This window comes from Methanomethylovorans sp., assembly GCF_041447285.1.
Lineage (GTDB): Archaea > Halobacteriota > Methanosarcinia > Methanosarcinales > Methanosarcinaceae > Methanomethylovorans.
In genome coordinates this window covers 109,906-127,787 of record NZ_JBGMEB010000014.1, presented here as the reverse complement: position 1 = coordinate 127,787, position 17,882 = coordinate 109,906, and the positions used below count along the sequence as shown (strand labels likewise).

The window sequence follows — 17,882 nt, the reverse complement described above, 5'->3', positions numbered from 1 at the left end:
TATAATTGCTATTTCACCTGATTTCCGCATTTACTGCATTTCCAGGTATGTACACAGATTATGTCCCCGCATTTTTCACAAACCCATTTTTCATTTTCGAGAAGCATAAAACTATCAATCCCTATTTCTTTTATCTTTTTCAGGTTATCGACCATGCTCATCGAATACTTTGTTCTGTATCTTTTATCAAGCTGCTTAAGTCTTGCACAGGGGAAACTTTTACAGGCATAACAGTATTTATCGGTTGCTTCTTTTAGTTCCTGGCAATTCTTAATATTGCAGAGTATACAATAGTTGGGCTTTTTATCATCGGGTCCATTGCATCCCTGACATTTGTTTTTTTCGCGCAGATTAGCTCTGCAAATTCCGCAGTTCATACCACACGGGGCTATCATGATCTTATCGATGTTTATTGAATGCATGATCCTCAGAATCTCTTAAAATCTTTTTTGCATTATCTTTTTCAGCTCTTTTATAGTTATGGGAAATTGAATCTCCAGAAATCTATGGCTTTGTAGCCAAGGTGAAAGTCAGGATTTCCAGCCGAATTAATTGGAATAATGAAGTAAAAACGAAATGGAGCGTTCATTTACGCTCAATTTTGTCTAAAAACAATAGAATACAATCTCAGCAAGATTACTAATGTTTGAAATACTCTGCCTCATGCAGAATTTGAACTTGTCATAATACCGCATTCCGGACAGTAATATACAACGTTTAATCCAAGCGTTTGTTTTTTAAGTGCACTACTGCAATTGCAGCAGACATGCTTATTACTTGCAATCATTTTTCTTCCTCACTAACATAGCGTTATTGATTCAGTCTTTGCCATACAAATTTTTCCATTACTCACACATTTTACAGATATGGACGTTCTTTCAGTGGTCTGGAGTTCAACACGACATTATGGATATCTTGTTAACGATTCCATAATTGATACCTCTCAAAAAGAACTTGTGTCTTTTACCTTAAATACCGCAGCAGTAATGGCGGTTGATAATAAAGTAAAAGATAAACTGATTACGTTTTTTCTGAATCATGTTTCTCACAATCGCTACTAAACATGTGGTCATTGATATAATCTCTTTGAACACTAGAAAATACGCAACTATGTACATTTTTGTTTTATATAACTCTTACAAGTAATTGTACCTCTCAAAACATATGATTCTATTTAAAAGAAGATGATGAAAAACAAATGCTTAAGACATGAACACATTTGGTATCTCCTTTAATATACCTATACTAATAGAAGGATATGTCTCAAGAATGTCGAGTCTGACAGGTTATTTACTCTGAATGCTCATGATAGACTGGGGGTTGTAGGTATAGTAGCATAAAAAGTAATAAACATATTACACATCATATATATGAAGGTGACAAAATGTTCTGCTACCAGTGTGAAGAAACGATGAGCGGGGAAAGCTGCACAAATAATGGAATGTGCGGTAAGAAAGGGGAAGTCGCAGACCTACAGGACGATCTCATCTATGTGCTTAAAAGCATTGCATTCTACAACCAGAAAGCAAGAAAGGCAGGTATTTTTGAAAAGAGCACTGATGAGTTTATGCTCGATGCGCTGTTCTCAACCATAACGAATACCGATTTCAGAGCGAGCGGAATTCGGGACCGCATCGACAGGGGATTGAAGCTTCAGAAAGAGATCAAGCAAAAACTTCTTGATAACAATCTGCTTGATGAAAAAGATATACCCGGGATCGCAACTTTGACTCCTTTAAACATCAAGGACAGGAATACCGGCATACTTGCAACAGTGGATGAAGATATCCGATCATTAAGAGAACTGTTGACCTATGGTGTCAAAGGAATAGCAGCATATGCATACCACGCTATGATGCTTGGACATTCCAGTAAAAAAGTAAATTCATTTTTAGAAGAAGCCCTTGTGTCAACCACGGATGACAATCTGGATGATAAGAAGCTCATCTCATTGGTCCTAAAATGTGGGGAGATGGGTTTTGATGTAATGGCAGAACTCGATATGGCAAATACCACTGCATTCGGAAATCCGGAACCTACACAAGTCAATATTGGAACAAGAGACAAGCCTGGAATCCTTGTCAGTGGGCATGATCTGAATGACCTGAAACAACTATTGGATCAAACCGAGGGGACAGGTGTCGATGTTTATACTCATGGGGAAATGCTGCCTGCAAATTCATATCCTGAATTTAAGAAGTATGAACATCTGATCGGCAACTACGGCGGATCATGGTGCCGCCAGCAGCAGGAGTTCGAGAGCTTCAACGGACCAATATTGTTGACTACCAACTGCATAGTTCCTCCAAGAAATACCTATATTGACAGGTTATACACTACAGGTCCCGTAGGTTATGATGGTGCCACACATATTGTGGCTGAAAATGGTAAGAAAGACTTTTCGGTTATCATCGAGCAGGCAAAGCAGTGCAAACCTCCGGTACAACTGGAAGAAGGCACCGTCACGACCGGATTTGCTTATAATTCTGTACTATCTAACGCGGACAAGATCATTAATGCCGTCAAAGCAGGCAAGATAAAGAAGTTCATTGTCATGGCAGGATGTGACGGACGTCACAAGGAGAGGCAGTATTATACGGATTTTGCAGAAGCACTGCCAAAGGATACGGTCATACTTACCGCCGGATGTGCAAAATATCGCTACAACAAACTTAATCTCGGGGACATTGATGGGATTCCAAGGGTACTGGATGCAGGACAGTGTAATGATTCATTTTCACTGATCGTCATTGCACAAGGACTTATGGCCAGACTTGGATTTACAGATGTTAACGAAGCACCGATCTCGTACAACATCGCATGGTACGAACAAAAAGCAGTCCTTGTATTACTTACCCTCCTAAGGCTCGAAATACATAATATTACCCTTGGTCCAAAGCTACCGGCATTTATCTCACCGAATGTTCTCAATGTTCTGGTAGAGAAGTTCAATATAACGCCGAACAGCACTATAGAAGAAGACATGCAGAGGCTCTTAAAGTGAACTGCCACTTGGCCTTTAACCGAGTGATATTTCACAAATCTCCAGTACTGTTGGTAAATAATCATTCGGAATTTCATCAAAAGAAATTCTATTCATGAATTTATTTACTTTTGTCTTCTATACCTATTGATTGAATCCTACTTTAATTGAGTGTCAGTAACATGCTTTTCTTTATGGGGAAATTGCTTTTCAAAATCCCCCAGCTCTTTATTTTCAATTTTAAAAACTTCGTCCTCATAAAATTTTCCTGAAACATCCTTCAAGCTACCCTCGTAGAGTTCTAATGCCATAAAAGCATCCATATTTTCACCCCAGGATGTCTGGATATTATATTCTTTAGCATTTACAAAACCAAAGCGTTGATAATAGTCAGGATTTCCAAAGATTATTATACCTTTATATCCCAGCTGCTTTGCCTTTTTGATAGAATGATTCATCAATAAAGAACCGATTCCTTGCTTTTGATATGATGGCAATACTGTAACCGGGCCCATACATAAAACTTCAGATTCTTTACTTTCCTCATTTACTACCTTAGCTCTTGAATAGATAATATTGCCAACAATTGTATCCTTATCACATGCAATAAAATCCAGTTCTTTTACAAATGCAGGTACTTTTCTTATTTTATGCACTACAAGATGTTCATCACATCCGGGCTTATATAGGTCCCAGAATGCTTCTCTGGTCATATTTTCTACATATTTGAAGTCTTTTTCTTCTTCTGATCTGATAGAAATATTCATTACTATTGTCTCCTTCCTTCTAAAATAAATCCAGCCCAAAATTAACAAGAAATCAGAGTTAAATCCATTTTCATATCAAAATAAAAATCCTTTGCTCTATATAACTGTTCACAATTCTCCCATAAGACTATAAGTATTTTTGCTATTTTCAATTAGCTCTTCAATATCAAGTCAGAATTGAGTAAAACATCAGAAATATGGATACATTCAAATAAATTATGTGTTGACATTAAATTAAAAGAGGATAACAAATGAACAGGGTGAAGCTTAATTACTCCGTAGATGTCATTTTGACTGTACTATTCTTGATAATTGCAGTTACAGGATTTGTTATGTTGTTTGTGATACCTTCAGGTGTTCCACGGGGCAGATATCAGGAATATTTAGGAATTACGAAGGCTACATGGACACTTATACATAACAGGTCAGCTATCATGATGACGGTTTTTACTGCAATACACCTTGCATTGCATAAAGGATGGATATACTGCGCTACTAAAAGTATTTTTAAAAAACAAGACAATGAATGCAGTGTTGATCGGTAGGTGAGATTCTAATAGGTGCATTTCACCTTATGAAGTAAAAAATAACGAGGAGATCAGCCATTTGCTTTGAATTCAGGCATCTCCCAGAAACATATCGTTCAGGTAACTTGCCAGAACTTCTTCAACATTGGTGTCCTTGGCTGGTATTTTGCCACATTCCTGGGATTCCATTATGTATTTTGGGAATACGTAGATCCAGCCGCCTGTCATATCAATAATAGAACGAAGTTTACTACCTCCTGCTTTTAGTGCAAATTTAAGTTGAGATAGATTAGACATATCTTCAGGGACCATCAGAACGAGGGAACCAGTAAAGAAATGATAAATGAGAGCTTCTTTTATTGCAGGGTCATACCCAATTGTGAATTTTGGATTGGCGGATGTATTTGTCTTGATTTCATCAAGAATCTCATTATAAAGGTCGCAGGTCCGGGTGAAGGATGGAATGAACTGTATAGCTTTGGAGTCTTCTATGTATGACAGAGAATTCGGATTTTCTATGATCGTGGCTTGAATGTCTGATTCATTGATACCGAAATATTTTGTATCTTCGATTATCTGAGCCATGGGGATCTTGAAAGCAAGAGGTTTTTCGTTGGTTCTGGAAGATGGTTTGCTCTCAGCATACAAGGAAATGTTTGCTTCGATCAGGGCGTTTTTTATGGGGGCGGGTAATTTCATGATGAAGGCTCCTGAGAATAATGATATGCAACATCAACTTTATAGTAAATTAGATTTTCTGCTTTACTATAAATCGTCTCTTTTCGAGGAACAAATTTAATTTAAGTTTTTAAATAATGTCTCTAGATATATCGTTTTAGAATTGACATTTTAGGCTAATGATGCTGATTTATCTACAAAACCCTTTGTAACTCAACAATTCCAGCTTGCTAAGAGTTTTTTTATTGAATCTGATTAAGATCGCAACGAAAAGCAAACATAAATTTTTATAATAATACATCTCTACTGGATTTGAGACTATCATGACCAATAGTATTCAAGGTGTGTATTTTAGTACTGGTCTGGAAGCAGTTAATTGGGCTGATGCAGTCACCTTGTTCGAACGTGCTCCTCTGGGTTCACAGCAGCGTGACCCAGGTAAACTTAAAAGGGCTTTTGAGGCAAGTTATGCTGTAGTAGTAGCATATGACTCTGATAAACTGATAGGAATGGGAAGAGCATTGAGCGACGGTGAATACCAGACTGTGATATATGACATGGTAGTACTGCCTGAATATCAAGGAAAAGGAATAGGCAAGAAGATAATTGAAAAATTGTGCGAACAATTGTCTGTGGAGAATATAATACTCTATTCTGTTCCCGGACGTGAGGGCTTCTATTTGAAATGTGGTTTTAAGCGAATGCGTACTGCAATGGCAAAATTAAACCAGTACATGTCTGAGTCTGATAGTGGATATTTGCAAAATACATAAGATTTACTTAATAGTGTTTTTCTGGCTCTGTTCAAATGGGCATTTCTACAGAGTGAAATAGTCATTACTTAAAATGAGATTAATTTAAAACTATTGTAAGAGGATATTAAAAAATAATTGGAAGAATTACTTTTCTTATCCTCTGTATCTAATATTTAGTATCATTCATTTTGGAGCTTTTTGTAGTCCATCTCCCGAAGTTTTTTCCTCATTATCTTACCACCAATTGTTTTTGGCAATTCGTCCATGAATTCAATAGAACGGGGGTATTTGTATGGTGCTGTTGTGTGCTTTACATGGTTTTGAAGTTCCTGTATCAGTTTTTCCGAAGGTTGGAACCCTTCGTTCAGCACTACAAAAGCCTTGACTATCATGCCTCTTATATTATCAGGAGAACCAATAACAGCAGATTCCTGTACAGCCGGATGTTCAAGAAGTGCACTTTCAACTTCGAAAGGACCTATCCTGTAACCTGAACTCTTTATGACGTCATCATCGCGACCTACGAACCAGAAATATCCATCATCATCCGTGTACGCCTTATCACCGGTATAATAGAATCCATTCTGGAATGATTTTTCGTTTTCTTGATCGTTATTAAGATATTTGACAAGAAGCCCCACCGGCCGCGGGTCAAGTGAGATAGCGATCCTTCCTTCTTCATAGTTATTAACCGGTTTCCCGTATTCATCATGCAATTCAATGTTCCATCCAGGAGACGGTTTTCCCATTGAGCCCGGCTTATTGTCTAAACAGGCAAAAGATGAGATTGCACAACAGGTTTCTGTCTGCCCGTAACCTTCGTAGATATTAAGACCTGTTCCCTCTCTCCATACTTTGATCACTTCAGGATTCAATGGCTCGCCTGCACTGCAGCAATGCCTGAGCTGAGTGAGGTCGAACTTTGTCAGGTCGGCAAGTATAAGCATTCTGTAAATAGTGGGAGGGCAGCAGAAAGTTGTTACTTCATACTTCTCAATAAGCGGAAGCAGCTCGGTTGCTTCAAACTTTCCTCTAATATCATACACTAAAATACATGAGCCAGCAATCCATTGCCCGAATATTTTGCCCCATGCGCATTTTGCCCAACCAGTATCAGAGAATGTGAAATGCAGATCATTCTCGGTCAGGTCCTGCCACAGTTCCGCAGTAACCCTGTGACCCAGAGGATATGCATGATTGTGAAGCGCCATCTTGGCTTTACCCGTAGTTCCCGAGGTAAAGTAAACTAGCATGGGATCTGTGGAAAGAGTAAGTACGGGTATTGATACTGATTTATGTGAAACTGGTGCAGGATATAATAACTCATGCTGGAAACTGACCCAATTCTCTCTTTTTCCATCAATCACCATGCATTCCTTGAGAGTGGGGCATTCAACACGTATCTCATCGGCCTTTGGTGCATTCTCCATGTCCGTAACTATCATTTTGAATTTGCCCGCGTTGATCCTGTACTGAAGATCACTTGGTGTCAGAAGTGTCGGGCATGGGCATACAACAGCACCAAGTTTTGTGAGTGCAATTACAAATATCCACCATTCTGGCACGCGGTGAAGCATCAGAATAACTCTGTCTCCTTTATTTATCCCGTATTTGATAAGGATATTTGCCGCCTGGTTAGAGAGTTTCATCATGTCCCTGAAGGTGTACTTTTTCTCTTCACCCTGTTGATTGACCCAGATCATTGCAAGTTTGTTGCGGTCTTCCTTTGCCCACGCATCAATGACATCATATCCAAAATTGAAATACTCAGGAACCTCATTGTTCCATTCCTCCTTGACCTTGCCGTAGTCGGACATATTGCGTGGGATCTCTTTAATGTTCAACAGGCGAGAATTCTGTGTAAAGCAATTATCATCAGCATGCTCCAGCTGAGAACGTGGAATTCTCCAGAGACGACCCAGTTTTACTCCATCCATAGTCCCTTCCTGAAGCCATGTATGAACAGTTTTTGTTTCGACTCTAAGATGTTTAGCCACTTCGTGTGGTGTGAGATAATGTAATTTTTCTGGTGTCATTATACATGTCGAAGTGCTCAACGTATTTTAAATCTTTTTCTTTTTGTTGCACTAGATAATCAAGATCAAGAATCCGATTTAAGATTCTCATTGTATATTCAGAAAGTTCAACAAAAATGTGTATATCAGGTGATAGCACCCCATAAACAAAATTAGTGATAATTCATATTTTATCTGGTCATACTTCTTTATGAATACTCTTGCCACTATCATTGCAAGTTATTCTCTATTTACCGATTTCCAGGCTGAAAAGCTTTGCAGATGGCTTTTGCACCTACATGTATCCTTTTTCTTTTCCTGCACGCACCGTTTGTATAATAATTGCAAGTTGCGCAGCAAAATTCTTTATTCTCAAGCTTGGCTACTATTTTTTGTTTTTGTGCATCTGTGATCTCAAAGTCACTGCGATGCTTGTAGGCATGCCAATCTTTATAATACATCATATTTGCAAGTACAGAAATGGTAGGAGGATTCCAGGATCTGTATGTTTTCTCGGATTTGACACCAGCATATTCAGCCTGTTTTTCCCTCTCAGCCTGACGTCTATATTTTTCATCCACTATATCCTGAAGCTCTCTCTTAAGTTCTTGTGCCTCCAGGTTTCCAGAACTATACTGCAACGCTTTAGAAATATAATTGAGTGCAGCTTCGTATTCTTTTAATGCCTTTAAAGCTATGCTTTTATTGAAATAAATGGGATAGAGATTGCGTACTTTTCCGGAGTCAACTACAGCATCAAAAAATCTGATTGCTTCTCTTAGGTCCCCTTTTTGATAAAAAAGTAGGCCCATTTTATTGAGAGCAGATACATTTTTTGGTTCCAGTTCCAGAGCCATCTTATAATAATGTTCTTTTTTATCAGGGTCTGTTTCCCGATCCCCCATTTGAACAAACTTTTGGGAAGCCGTTGTTGTCTCCCTTTTAGCAGTTTCTTTTATTGAGTTCATATACCAGAAACCTAAACCTTTTAGTAAATAAGTAGAATGCCAACACACTTAATGCTAGAAGCATCACAAAATACAAGTTTTTCACCCACTACATCCATAACCTTTTCGACATTGATGCCCACAGCTTCCGGAGGGAACCTGCGAAACTCCGGTTTTCTGCATTTTTCTGCACAAACATCACATTCATTGCATGCACCTGGTCTTAATAAGTGGGCATAGGTAAAACCTTGCCTGAAGGCAAGATATTCCAGCTGTAGCATTTTATGGAACGATTCCCTGCGTAAGCGGGACCATGCCTTGAGAACATCTGGCTCATTTGACACATCATACTCTTCAATAAGCAATAGGGCTCTATTGTACTCTTTAAGTACCTTTCTGAATTCATCGATATCCATAACATGAGGAGGACAGCTCAAACGTTTACCATATCCTCTGCATCCGTATGCACACTTTAGCCTAGTACGATTTTCCACTTCGATATATTTAGTTTCCAGTGGATAAGCACGCAACCCTAGTTCCAAAGCCCTTTCAACAAGCATGTCCTCTTTTTCTTTCATAGGTACCTGTACATGTTTTTATTCTTATCCTTCGGTGAAAACAACCTTGACTTCTTTTACATCCCACAGAGCTTCAAGCTTTTCTACCAAATCCTCCTTTATGGCGTTTGCAAACTGATGGCTGGAAGGTAGGTCAAGGACAACTCTTACCGCTCCATCTTTTACCTCTATCTTGGTAACAAGTTCCGTACGTACTATATCAAGCCCTGCCATGGGATTCATTACATGCTTTAACCTGCTTCTTACAACTTCATCTGTCGTTGGCTCCTGTTCACTGATCAAACCATGCTTTTCCTCATAATCCCGTATGGCAGACCTCAAACCTTCTACAGCCAGTACTGAACAATGTCTTTTTACAGGAGGCAATCCTCCCAATTCATCAGTTGCTTCCTGCCATGTGATCTTCTTCGCCTCAGCTATAGTCTTTCCTTTAGCCATTTCAGTTATAATTGATGCAGTAGCGATATTAGAAGCACACCCATAGGACTCGAATTTTATATCATCTATTACAGTGGTTTCAGGATTCACTTTAAGGTATACTGCAACCATATCTCCACAGGCGGGACTACCTTCCAGACCCTTGCCATCTGCATCCTCTAGCTTACCTACGTTTTTAGGATTGCGGAAATGTTCTAACACTTTCTCAGTATAAGGAAACTTCATGATATCACCTCACTTTTTCGCATATAGCGGACTTATCTCTCTGAGTTTTTCTATAATCTCTTTTAAAGCATCCAGGACCGCATCCACGTCTTCCATGGTGTTATATCTGCTAAAAGTGAAACGCAGGGAACCATGAGCTCTCTCATGATTACCCCCAATACCCAAGATTACGTGACTAGCTTCCAGTGATCTGCTGAAACATGCAGATCCGGTACTCACTGCAAAGCCTCGCATGTCAAGATGCAATGTCATTGACTCTCCCTCTACATAATGGAACGTAATGTTGGCATTCTGTGGTGTACGGCTGGTACGGCTCCCGTTTAGTGTAACATGAGGGATTTCTTCCAAAGCTTTGCTGATCGTATGATCCCGCATCTGCGCAAGCCTGGTATTTTCTTCAGGCATCACAAGTTCCACAGCCTTTGCAAAGCCCACTGCTCCTGGGATATTTTCAAGACCAGCCCTACGATTTGATTCCTGGTAGCCACCATCCATCCATTTTTCCAGAGGAGTGCCTTCACGCATATACAGAGCACCAACTCCTCTAGGACCATGTATTGTATGCGCAGACATGCTCACTAGGTCTACGGGAAGTTTTTGAACATCCAGTGGTACACGAGTGAACGTATGCGTGGCATCAGTATGCAAAAGCACATCTTTTTCACTGCAAATGTCAGCAATGGATTTTATGTCCTGTAGTGTACCGATCTCCTGATTGGCATGCTGAATGGATACCAGTGCAGTCTCTTTAGTTATAAGGCTGCCAAGCTGCTCTAAATCTACAAATCCTTCATTATCTACATTCAAGTAATCTACTTTGAACCCTTGTCTTTCTAGGCTCTTTGCAGTATTGAGCACCGGGAAATCTTCTATTTTAGATACTATTATATGTGAGCCTTTTTTCTTCCTTAAAGCAGCTGTAACGCCTTTGATGGCCATGTTACTAGACTCTGTTTCTCCGGAAGTGAATACAAGCTCTTCTGCAGATGCACCAAGGGTTTTCGCTATTGATTCCCTGGCAGCCATCAGCCCTTCCTTTGCATCTATTCCCATGGAATAGCCAAACTCTGATGTTGCTACTGCATACGTGTCAAAGAAATAAGGCTTCATAGCTTCCAGAACGCGTTCATCCAGGCGAGTGCTGGCTGCATTGTCCAGATACGTTATCTTGTCGAACATATTCAATCTCCGTCAAATGAAAAGGGTAATACTGGCATCTTTTGCTTCGTGTATGTAAGTGCCTACTGCCCCATAATCATCTATCCATTCTGTACGCAATTCTTCTTTTTTAATCCCCATGATCTCCATGGTCATCTCACAGGCAATGATCCGGCCACCCAGCTCCTTATAATCCTGCATAAGCTTTTCAAGGGACGCCACATTGGCTTTCTGCATTCTTTTTTTCACCATCCATTTACCTAAGCCCAGCATGTGCATCTTTGAAAGCGGACCTGCTTCAAGGCCACCCTTTTTAAGACGCTGCAAGCCCCAGAAAGTGAAGTACAAAGAAGCATCAAGGCCCATAGAAAGTGCCCCGTTTCCAATGATCAGAGCACTGTAGATCTTATCCATATCCCCACTGTGCACTACAATTACAGCTTTATCCCCCATTTGATCACTACCTCCGTATCCTTATTTTCCATTCATTGCCTTTGTCTTCGACCTCCAGAACGTCGAGCCCCAGAGATTCGCATGCCATAGGAATTTCTTTCTTTGATGCCGGATGTGTGCCAGTTACAACAACCTCATCTCCCGGAGAGGCTTTTCGAAGCGCTTTACGGCATTCCACAAGTGGTACCGGGCATGTCTGCCCCCTTACATCTATTTCAATTGTGGCTATAATATCACCCCATACTCATATATTCACAATTGTTAATCTCTCTTTATGTTATAAATATGTGATATGTTAATAGAACTCGTTTCTATAAGTTCATACTTTCCCTCTTTTCCCCCAAACACATATATGCACATATCAGATTCACTGATCAATGCAAATGATCCCTGATTATCTGCACCACAATATTCAGGAGTGGAGAACAAAGACAACAGTTTTTTGTTAAAGTGCCATTTATACCCTGACAAGAGTGCACTATGCGCTCTTATCATCATGCTGAGATGATTTAGTTTAAGAAAGTCTTCGAGAATATCCCTGCCAAACTGGTGCATACCAATTCCCCTCGATGAAAAGCCCATTCCATTGTGTTCCCAAGGATCATTCCAGAGAAATTCTAAAGAATTATCTTTGCTAATGTCCTCAATATTGCAAATACCCGGGATACCACCATGTACGCAGAAAATCTTTTCCTGAATAATTGCCGCAACTGGAAGTTTTTCAAAGACGGATGTTACCTCTGACAATATATTTTCATTCCTGTTAATCTCATCAAAAAATCCATATTTACGGTTCATTTCTGGACTTTCATGATTGCCCCGAAGTAAAATAATGTCCTTCCAGTTTTGCTGCTTCATTTCAAATAAGGTGATCAGCACGTCTACAGATGCATTTCCTCGGTCTACATAGTCTCCAAGGAAAAGTAACTGTGGACATCTAAATGATCCCCACATATCAATAATGAAGTCAAGAGCTTTCTTGTTGCCGTGCAGATCGCCTACCACCATACAAGGTAGTCTGAGGGTTATTACAGGTTTTTCCAAGGCAAGAATATTCTCCATTGCTGGTAGCATTCCGGATAATTTCATAAGCCCTACAGGCATTTTCCCCACCCCGGATAATTTGTAACCGACAATAATGCCGATGGCATTAATGATATGCTAATTAATCATCCTTCAGTATTTTCCTAATGTATACAAGTCCCACTACATTGATCAATATAATAATTAGGGCTCCTATTATATATCTAGGCTTCCAGTATTGATTTGAATCTGAATCAGAAGTGTCCTTATTGAAGACGACAAGTTGTTCTGAAGCAGGTTCTATTTCTTTCTGGAAGATCTCAGAAGTATCATCAGTGATAAACTTTACAGTATAATTTTTCTCTCTGTCCAATCCAATGAATACATAATTCTCATCATTTGAAGCCTGTGTTATCAGTTTTCCCTCAGTCCAGAGCTCAACTGCACCTGGGGAGGGTCCATGTACTCCCAGGGTAATATGTTCCTTTAAGGGCATCTGAATACCATCGGAATTCCTGAGTCCGTTTGGCAGGTTCAGTATGCTCAGAATTGTAGAAGCAATGTCCTGCTGGTTATATTCTTCACGAAGAACTTGCGTAGGCACATCAGGTGCATGTACTACAAAAGGTATCATCTGAGTTTCACCCATTCCTGAATATGTATCTGACTGATGTCCTCCTTTGCTGTCAGATGTTGTAAAACCCATTCCGTGGTCAGCTGTGAATATGAATGCGATGTTATTTTCCATGCATGTCTGATACAGTGGTATAATATCCCTGTCAAGACTCTGTATAGTGCCAATGTAGCCATCATATTTTCTGTAATGTCCGGCTGCATCAACTGCCCCTACATTCACTGTAAGGATGTATTTCTGTTCAGGTGCTTCTTCGGCCATGTAATCTACGACTTGTGAAGCTGTTTCCAAAGCCCATTTATCGTAGATATTATATCTTTCCTGAGAAGTTTGTTTTGATTCCTGTAGCTGAATGGGAAGTTTCAAGGCTTGTTGTTCCATAATCCTCTTGATATCCTTGCAAACAATGTCAGATGAAGCGGTTATCGAGGATTCCACCACCAGACCAGGATTATTCATGGAATTTGACGCATCATGGACTATCACATCATGTTCAGCACATATGCTTGAAGAGTCACCTTTTTCCATAATTCCGAAAGCCAGATACCCATAATCGTGTGCAACATCATATATTGTGGACATTGGTACACTAACAGTATCCGAAAGTGCCTGAGAATTTCCCGTAACAAGCACTGAATGACCTGCTTCTGTGTATGTTTGAGGAGCTCTTATCTCAGATATCTTAGCTCCGGTTGTTCCTAATATGGATAAATTGTGAAAATAAGGAACTTGAAGGGATTTACCATCCAGAGAATATGGTGTGTGTTCAGCATAAATATAAGGTGCTCCCAGCCCATCTACGATCACAAGGACCATACCAGAAGGAGTAGGAATTGGATTTACCATAACCTCAGTATATGCAGATGCAGGAATTGCTGAGCAAAGACAATAAAAGGATAATATGAACAATAAATTGCATGAACTAATTTTTCTATTGTTTACTGTTGCTGTTAACAAGTTAACCATGCATTTCAATCAGACGTATTATATAATAAAGTTTCTATTTATTTTGCGATGAGGATAATCCCATAAATACGATGTACTACATTTTACTCTCACTTTCCAGTTTGTTGGCCATGAATATTGGCAGACAAAGGGCAAGGCCGCAAAGGACAAATACCAATTTGAAGCCCAATTCCGATATAAGAGCACCCGCGATAATGGGCATGAACCCCATGCCTGCATAAGTGTATGTGTTGAAGATTCCCATCAAAAGCCCTCTATTATTATGCATAAGAGATACAGCAACAGGTATACCTATCAAACCGATGCCTGATCCTATGCCTACAAGAATGAAACCGACTATTGGGTTATATATCGTAAGCATTGTACCCAGTGCAGCAAAGATAAGCCCATTTCGGATCATATTATTATAATGTAGCCGAAGTCTTCCTGCAATAATATTAGTGATCATTGAACTGGCATACATCCCTGCAATTGCTATACTAAGTTCTTTCTTGCTCAAAAAATCAATACTATAATCAGGATATAGAGCAAGCACAACTCCTGTAACACCAAACAACAAAAATGAACTGGACCATATTCTCAGATAATTCTGCTTGAATATTATACTCTTTATGCCTGAAAGTGTTTGGATATCACTATTTGCTGATTTTTTCTTGTTTCTATCTCTCACTTTTTCGGTAGATTTTTGATCTCTTAATCCAATCAAAAGTAAGATTATAGAAAGTACAGTAAAAAGGAAAATTCCTCCTTTTATGTACCGGTGTGCAATATAGCCGGAGATAATAATACTCACTGCAAGGCCAGCGTTGAGCAGAAAATTAAACTCACCAAATAATCTGTTTCGTTCCTCATATTCTGAAAGTAAAGAATATGCTGATGGGAAAAAAGCACCACATGCCGTACCTTCTATCAACCTTGCAAGAATGAGCCAATAGATCCCCTTCATTTCCAGCAGCATTATTCCCGCAACAGATGTGAGTAGCATGCTGAAAACCACTAGCTTTTTTTTACCGTATATGTCAGAAAGGAAACCAAATGGTAGCATTGTGAGTAATGCACCAATAAAATATGCCGAAAACAATAAGGATGAAGCTAAAGCGCTATGAGACGAATGATCTAATACTGCCAGCTCTGGCAACACAGGTATGACTGAATTGGATAAACCCATTATCAGGAACACAGTAGCATATACAAAATATCTATCTTTTTTCATGGAGTATTCATACCTCAAAAGTGAACCGTAAAAGTGCAATGTACTCAGAATTTATAATTATTCCGCTGATATTAAGTGTTAAATAAATTCAAATTTAAACTTTCAATATTTAATTAAAGTTTTTTCACAGATATGATGGAAAAATGTTTAAGTTGAATAATATACAATTAAGTATACTATTGAGTAGATAGTTCAGCCGACACAATGTATAAACATATAGGATAATAACGATACTCAAAAGTATATAGTTAAACATACGCTAAAGTTACAACACATATTGTATAAAATATACACTATACAGTGGAGGATTACTTTTTAAAAAAAAAGACCCGAGGAACTAAATAAAATGGCTTTTTTAGAAGTAATTATGAAGAGCAATCGATTTACTACATTCTAAATTGCTAGAAAGAGAATAGGACAAAAGAATAATAAGTAAAGAGTAAAATGAGACTTACTTGTTTATACACTCAAGACATAATTGAGAAATGTGATTTTTATTAACCTATATTTATAATATGTTTTTTGAAACGTTTAGTCTACCAGTGATGGATGAAAGGTACCATGAAAAGAACACTCACTTTTCATTTTTGTCGCCTTCTTCTTCCAGCACACGAAGCACAAAATCTCAATTTTATTCAACTATATTTATAATATATTTTTCCGAGCGTTTAGTCTACCCTCAGTGGATCAAAACTGTCAAGAAACACACATGTAAAAATAGGAATTAGACCTGAATTTAGTATTAGAATACATAACACGGCACTTGTTCATAAGTACTATATGAATAGTATTGTTGAATCCCCATCTAATCGAATTGAGAGGTAAATCATGTAGAGAATGGGGGGGTTGCAGGTCAAAACCCCCATATTCACATAGTCTTTGTAATTGATGAGTTGAGAAAAATGTACTTATTTTCTACTTGAGAGAATTGAACACATATACTATATGAACAGATATTACCCCCTTTCCATGCTCTGACCACCACAATAAATCCAGCGTACAAGTTCAACTAAATGAGTGGACATGATTAAAATAGACAAACACAATTAAAACTTCTAATAAAATATTACTTACAGTGATATTTAACACAAAATTTATAGAAAAGCAAGAAGTTAGTTACTTATTATTTACATAAATTATTTTATAGCATAGGTTAATAAATATAACTATTACAATAACTGGTAAAAAAAGTGTACAAATACAATCTTTTAGTTTATTTTTCAATAATTAAAAATAAACTTTATAAGTTAGTATGTAACTAATCTACGATACACATATTAAAAATTAAGGCATATGTAGAAATAAAACTTGACGTAACATTTAACAGTTACTTGCGTGAATAAAGCCAATTGTTGACATCGATATACAGTTTAAAATAATAACTCGGATGGACAAAGAATATAAAATGTCAAAAATGCGATTTTTGAAAAATCTTTGAAATGAGCCATTGCAACAGTCATAAAACGGAGTATTAAAAAAGTGAGAGTTTTTTAGATGTCCAAAGTGATCCCAAATACATCCCTGAATTTTGGATACTTTTTGCGAGCCCTATACAAGTATTGCCTTACATATTTTTCTCCAAGAGATTTTGAGATCATGGCCTCGATTTCAGAAGGAGAGAATATAGTAGTAAGTTTATTCATAGGTACCTTAGAAACATCCTTAAAATACTGATCCACAGCTAAGTTTTCAACCATCTGAGCGTCTTCATTGTTGGCAACATCTCTAATCTGTACGTCCGAGTCCTGGTATAAAAAAAAGTGAGAGATAGGTTGTTCGTTTAGCCAGTTCCATTCCCGATCATATAAATTAACAAAAGGAGCACCACATTTTTCACAATAAGCAACAACTGCTATATTAGCACCAAGATCATGATAACTTTTACTTATTATCTGAGCATCGCAGAAACTACATGAACCAATAGGGTTTTCCGTCAGATCATAAGATGGAAAGATAGTATTGTCCACCTGCAAGAAATTATTAGAAGAATCGTATTTAAAAAGCATGATGCTACCACATTCAGAGGATGATATCATAATCTTTATTGATAACTTTATCGATATTACTCGCTCTCACTTAAGCAGCTTTGGCCATATTTGTGCATCTTCTACTCATTTATTACAAACATTTTTATACTATAATCAATAATAACTGTATAATGCTTTGGCAGAGGTGTAACTATGGATTCAATAAAATCCAAAATAAAACGTAGACTGCAGACTTTTATCGAGTTGGATGTCGATGGACTACGCAGCCATATACTATCTGTGTTCTTACAGGTTCAAAAGACCACAATAGATGAACTGCATCAGAAGATCACGTCAAAATTTGAGATATCTAGAAGTGCAGTTGCCTCTATGGTAGGGTATATCTATTCCAAACTCGGTATACTCAGATCCTACAAAGAATCGTACAAAACACCAATTGTATATTCCCTTAAAGAAGAATATGCAGAAATGTTGCGTACTGAGCTTGAATCAAAAAACAAGCAGATAGCTGGAATCTGAGAGATAGCTTAATGA

General features: G+C 38.2%; 18 protein-coding genes. 4 read left to right on the top strand and 14 right to left on the bottom strand.

The genetic code is table 11. The annotated features are described in order from the left end of the window. Nucleotides 1-8: 8 nt before the first annotated feature. The gene (locus ACC612_RS09065; RefSeq protein WP_371854204.1) at nucleotides 9-422 is read right to left on the bottom strand and encodes a DUF3795 domain-containing protein; all 414 of its coding nucleotides are present in this window, start codon (nucleotides 420-422) and stop codon (nucleotides 9-11) included. 962 nt (nucleotides 423-1,384) lie between these two features. On the opposite strand from ACC612_RS09065, the gene hcp reads away from it, so the two are divergent. Beyond that, nucleotides 1,385-3,004, top strand: coding sequence for a hydroxylamine reductase (hcp, locus tag ACC612_RS09060; RefSeq protein WP_371854203.1), 1,620 nt, complete (start codon nucleotides 1,385-1,387; stop codon nucleotides 3,002-3,004). A 137-nt stretch (nucleotides 3,005-3,141) separates the two neighbouring features. On the opposite strand, the gene ACC612_RS09055 is transcribed toward hcp, so the two are convergent. Then, nucleotides 3,142-3,750 carry a GNAT family N-acetyltransferase gene (locus ACC612_RS09055; RefSeq protein ID WP_371854202.1) on the bottom strand — a complete coding sequence of 203 codons (609 nt, stop codon included), beginning with the start codon at nucleotides 3,748-3,750 and terminating at the stop codon, nucleotides 3,142-3,144. A 251-nt stretch (nucleotides 3,751-4,001) separates the two neighbouring features. On the opposite strand from ACC612_RS09055, the gene ACC612_RS09050 reads away from it, so the two are divergent. Then, nucleotides 4,002-4,295 carry a DUF4405 domain-containing protein gene (locus ACC612_RS09050; RefSeq protein ID WP_371854201.1) on the top strand — a complete coding sequence of 98 codons (294 nt, stop codon included), beginning with the start codon at nucleotides 4,002-4,004 and terminating at the stop codon, nucleotides 4,293-4,295. Between the two features lie 72 nt (nucleotides 4,296-4,367). Here the strand turns inward: ACC612_RS09050 and ACC612_RS09045 are convergent, their stop codons facing one another. Further along, nucleotides 4,368-4,976: a hypothetical protein gene (locus ACC612_RS09045; protein WP_371854200.1), complete on the bottom strand. Its 609-nt coding sequence runs from the start codon at nucleotides 4,974-4,976 to the stop codon at nucleotides 4,368-4,370. Nucleotides 4,977-5,278: 302 nt separating this feature from the next. Between ACC612_RS09045 and ACC612_RS09040 the strand changes: the two genes are divergently transcribed. Then, nucleotides 5,279-5,728, top strand: a complete 450-nt coding sequence (locus ACC612_RS09040) for a GNAT family N-acetyltransferase (protein ID WP_371854199.1) — start codon at nucleotides 5,279-5,281, stop codon at nucleotides 5,726-5,728. A gap of 161 nt (nucleotides 5,729-5,889) precedes the next feature. On the opposite strand, the gene ACC612_RS09035 is transcribed toward ACC612_RS09040, so the two are convergent. From ACC612_RS09035 to ACC612_RS08985, 11 genes are all read right to left on the bottom strand, one after another. After that, on the bottom strand, nucleotides 5,890-7,746 hold the full coding sequence (locus tag ACC612_RS09035; RefSeq protein ID WP_371854198.1) for an AMP-binding protein: 1,857 nt from the start codon (nucleotides 7,744-7,746) through the stop codon (nucleotides 5,890-5,892). Between the two features lie 230 nt (nucleotides 7,747-7,976). Continuing rightward, the gene (locus tag ACC612_RS09030; RefSeq protein ID WP_371854197.1) at nucleotides 7,977-8,693 is read right to left on the bottom strand and encodes a tetratricopeptide repeat protein; all 717 of its coding nucleotides are present in this window, start codon (nucleotides 8,691-8,693) and stop codon (nucleotides 7,977-7,979) included. A 20-nt stretch (nucleotides 8,694-8,713) separates the two neighbouring features. Then, entirely contained in the window at nucleotides 8,714-9,250 is a 537-nt protein-coding gene (locus tag ACC612_RS09025; RefSeq protein ID WP_371854196.1) for a DUF2284 domain-containing protein, read from the bottom strand. Between the two features lie 24 nt (nucleotides 9,251-9,274). After that, the gene (locus tag ACC612_RS09020; RefSeq protein WP_371854195.1) at nucleotides 9,275-9,913 is read right to left on the bottom strand and encodes an iron-sulfur cluster assembly scaffold protein; all 639 of its coding nucleotides are present in this window, start codon (nucleotides 9,911-9,913) and stop codon (nucleotides 9,275-9,277) included. A gap of 9 nt (nucleotides 9,914-9,922) precedes the next feature. Beyond that, nucleotides 9,923-11,092: a cysteine desulfurase family protein gene (locus ACC612_RS09015; RefSeq protein WP_371854194.1), complete on the bottom strand. Its 1,170-nt coding sequence runs from the start codon at nucleotides 11,090-11,092 to the stop codon at nucleotides 9,923-9,925. A gap of 12 nt (nucleotides 11,093-11,104) precedes the next feature. Then, nucleotides 11,105-11,524, bottom strand: coding sequence for a DsrE/DsrF/DrsH-like family protein (locus tag ACC612_RS09010; RefSeq protein ID WP_371854193.1), 420 nt, complete (start codon nucleotides 11,522-11,524; stop codon nucleotides 11,105-11,107). Nucleotides 11,525-11,531: 7 nt separating this feature from the next. Beyond that, nucleotides 11,532-11,738 carry a sulfurtransferase TusA family protein gene (locus ACC612_RS09005; RefSeq protein WP_371854229.1) on the bottom strand — a complete coding sequence of 69 codons (207 nt, stop codon included), beginning with the start codon at nucleotides 11,736-11,738 and terminating at the stop codon, nucleotides 11,532-11,534. A 47-nt stretch (nucleotides 11,739-11,785) separates the two neighbouring features. Further along, the gene (locus ACC612_RS09000; RefSeq protein WP_371854192.1) at nucleotides 11,786-12,628 is read right to left on the bottom strand and encodes a metallophosphoesterase; all 843 of its coding nucleotides are present in this window, start codon (nucleotides 12,626-12,628) and stop codon (nucleotides 11,786-11,788) included. 61 nt (nucleotides 12,629-12,689) lie between these two features. Beyond that, the gene (locus ACC612_RS08995) at nucleotides 12,690-14,027 is read right to left on the bottom strand and encodes a sulfatase-like hydrolase/transferase (protein WP_371854191.1); all 1,338 of its coding nucleotides are present in this window, start codon (nucleotides 14,025-14,027) and stop codon (nucleotides 12,690-12,692) included. A gap of 196 nt (nucleotides 14,028-14,223) precedes the next feature. After that, entirely contained in the window at nucleotides 14,224-15,360 is a 1,137-nt protein-coding gene (locus tag ACC612_RS08990; RefSeq protein WP_371854190.1) for an MFS transporter, read from the bottom strand. Nucleotides 15,361-16,850: 1,490 nt separating this feature from the next. Next, nucleotides 16,851-17,366: a hypothetical protein gene (locus ACC612_RS08985; protein ID WP_371854189.1), complete on the bottom strand. Its 516-nt coding sequence runs from the start codon at nucleotides 17,364-17,366 to the stop codon at nucleotides 16,851-16,853. Between the two features lie 174 nt (nucleotides 17,367-17,540). Here ACC612_RS08985 and ACC612_RS08980 point away from each other — a divergent pair, with 174 nt between their 5' ends. After that, on the top strand, nucleotides 17,541-17,867 hold the full coding sequence (locus tag ACC612_RS08980) for a DUF2551 domain-containing protein (RefSeq protein ID WP_371854188.1): 327 nt from the start codon (nucleotides 17,541-17,543) through the stop codon (nucleotides 17,865-17,867). The last annotated feature ends 15 nt before the right edge of the window (nucleotides 17,868-17,882 follow it).